Origin of the sequence: Saliniramus sp. (genome assembly GCF_035311605.1) — a bacterium.
Taxonomy (GTDB): Bacteria; Pseudomonadota; Alphaproteobacteria; order Rhizobiales; family Beijerinckiaceae; genus Saliniramus.
Genome location: NZ_DATGCW010000002.1, coordinates 1 through 2,409, shown reverse-complemented (window position 1 = coordinate 2,409; position 2,409 = coordinate 1). Strand labels below are relative to the sequence as shown.

General features: G+C 62.4%; 3 protein-coding genes. 2 read left to right on the top strand and 1 reads right to left on the bottom strand.

Annotated features, from left to right (window positions below):
* A partial coding sequence (locus VKP01_RS00030; protein ID WP_324409598.1) for a trans-sulfuration enzyme family protein occupies positions 1–734 on the top strand: 734 nt, incomplete at its 5' end.
* Between the two features lie 41 nt (positions 735–775).
* Here the strand turns inward: VKP01_RS00030 and metZ are convergent.
* Complete coding sequence (gene metZ / locus VKP01_RS00025) at positions 776–2,017, bottom strand: O-succinylhomoserine sulfhydrylase (protein ID WP_324409597.1); 1,242 nt, start codon at positions 2,015–2,017, stop codon at positions 776–778.
* 177 nt (positions 2,018–2,194) lie between these two features.
* On the opposite strand from metZ, the gene VKP01_RS00020 reads away from it, so the two are divergent.
* Positions 2,195–2,409: Glu/Leu/Phe/Val dehydrogenase dimerization domain-containing protein (locus tag VKP01_RS00020; protein WP_324409596.1), on the top strand; the 215-nt coding region annotated here is incomplete at its 3' end.

The window sequence follows — 2,409 nt, the reverse complement described above, 5'->3', positions numbered from 1 at the left end:
GCGTGGTCTGGACCGAGGCGCCGGGCTCACAGACCATGGAGATGCAGGATATTCCCGCGATCGCCGAGGCCGCGCATGCGCGGGGTGCGGTGGTCGCGATGGACAATACCTGGGCAACGCCCCTGTTTTTCCCACCGCACGCAATGGGCGTCGATCTCGCCATCGAGGCCGGGACGAAATATCTCTCCGGCGGCTCCGATCTGCTGATGGGGCTCGTCTCTGCCAGCGAGCGCTGCTGGAAGCCGTTGCGGCGGACTTACGAGTTGTACTCCTCCTGCCCGGGACCGGACGACGTCTTCCTCTGCCTGCGGGGCATCCGCACCATGAAACTGCGCCTGCAGGAGCATGAGAGGCAGGGGCTGGAGATGGCGCGCTGGCTGGAGGCGCGCCCGGAAGTCGCGCGGGTAATGCATCCCGCGCTGGAGAGCGATCCCGGCCACGCCATCTGGAAGCGTGACTTCAAGGGCGCGTCGGGACTGTTCTCCGTGGAACTGAAACCGGCCTCGAAACAGGCGGTTGCCGCCATGCTGGACGGGCTCGCATTGTTCGGGATGGGCTTCTCCTGGGGCGGCTTCGAGAGCCTCGTGACCCCATTCAACTGCGCGTCCTATCGCACAGTGACGGAGTTCGCACCGTCCGGGCCTTGCCTGCGTTTCCATATCGGCCTCGAGGATCTCGATGATCTGAAAGCCGATCTGGATGCCGGCTTCGCGCGGCTGCGCGCCACGGTCTGATCTGATCGCATCCGCCGGAACAGGGCGCTGCGGGTGAAACCTTACTGCGCGGATTTCACTGCGCTTACGACATCGTTGATCAGATCGCCCTGATGCTCCAGCCCGGCGGAGAGGCGCAGCATGCCTTCGCTGATGCCTATCGCCTCGCGCTCCTCCCGGCTGAAGCGCTGATGCGTCGTCGTGGCGGGGTGGGTGACAAGGCTCTTGGCGTCGCCGAAATTGTTGGAGATCCTGACGAGCTCCAGCGCCTTGCCAAAGCGGAAAGCCGCCTCCTTGCCGCCTTCGAGTTCGAAGGCGAGCACACTGCCGCCGCTCTTCATCTGCTTCTTGAAGATCGCTGCCTGTGGATTGTCCGGCAGGCCCGGATAGAGCACCTGGGTCACGCCAGGAAGGCGTTTCAGTGCGTCGGCCAGGGCGCGGGCATTGCGCGCCTGTTTGGCGATCCGCAACGGCAGCGTCTCCAGCCCCTTGAGCAAGACCCAGGCATTGAAGGGTGAGAGCGCCGGACCGGTGTGGCGCAGGTAGTTCTTCAGATGGGTCTCGATGAATTCTTCGCTTGCGAGCACCAGCCCGCCCAGACATCGTCCCTGGCCGTCGATATGCTTGGTCGCAGAATAGGTCACGACATCCGCGCCGTGCTGGAGCGGGTTCTGGATCAGTGGCGTGCCCAGCGCGTTGTCGACGATCAGGATCGCGCCGGCCTCGTGAGCGATATCCGCGGTATCGGCGATATCGATCAATTCGGTGGTGGGATTGGCCGGGCTCTCGATGAAGAAGGCACGGGTGTTTGGCCGCAGGGCGGCACGCCAGTTCTCCGGGCGCGTGCCGTCGATGAAGGTCGATTCGACGCCGAATTTCGGCAGGATCTCGCCAAGGATCACGGCGCAGGAGCCGAACAGCACACGCGAGGTGATGACGTGATCACCCGCTTTCAGATAACCGAGCAACGCTGCTGCCACCGCCGCCATCCCGGTCCCGGTTGCGCGTGCCGCTTCGGCGCCGTCCAAGGTGGCCATGCGCTGCTCGAACATCGATACCGTCGGATTGGAAAAACGCGAATAGATGAATCCGTCAGGGTCTTCGCCGGCGAAGCGCCGCTCGGCGCTTTCCATATCGGGATAGACGAAGCCCTGCGTCAGAAACAGCGCTTCACTCGTCTCGCCGAACGGTGTGCGCATCCCGCCCGCATGGACTGCCAGGGTTTCCGAATGGAGATGGTCGGATAAACCGGAACCGACCGCAACCTCGTTACGTTCGTCATCGAAAGGACTGTCGACAGGCATGGTCAAGCGCACTCCGCAATCTCAAACCGTTCGTTTAAACGAACAAAACGTCCAGCGCAAGCGTCCGATGCTGCGCAATGTGATCATTCAGGATTACATTGGCAAATGAATATTAGAGCATGAATTGTGTTATTTTGTCAGTGCCGCATTTCGGGGCGGTGATGAGGGGGGGGCGCCATGAGGATCTTCGATAATCCGCATTTCGATGCGCATGAGTCCGTCGTCTTCGTTCATGACGCGCCAACGGGGTTGCGCGGGATCATCGCGATTCATGACACACGGCTCGGTCCGGCTGCGGGCGGATGTCGTTTCTGGAACTACGAGAGCGAAGACGCCGCGATCGCGGACGTGTTGCGGCTGTCGCGTGGCATGACCTACAAGAACGCGGTCGC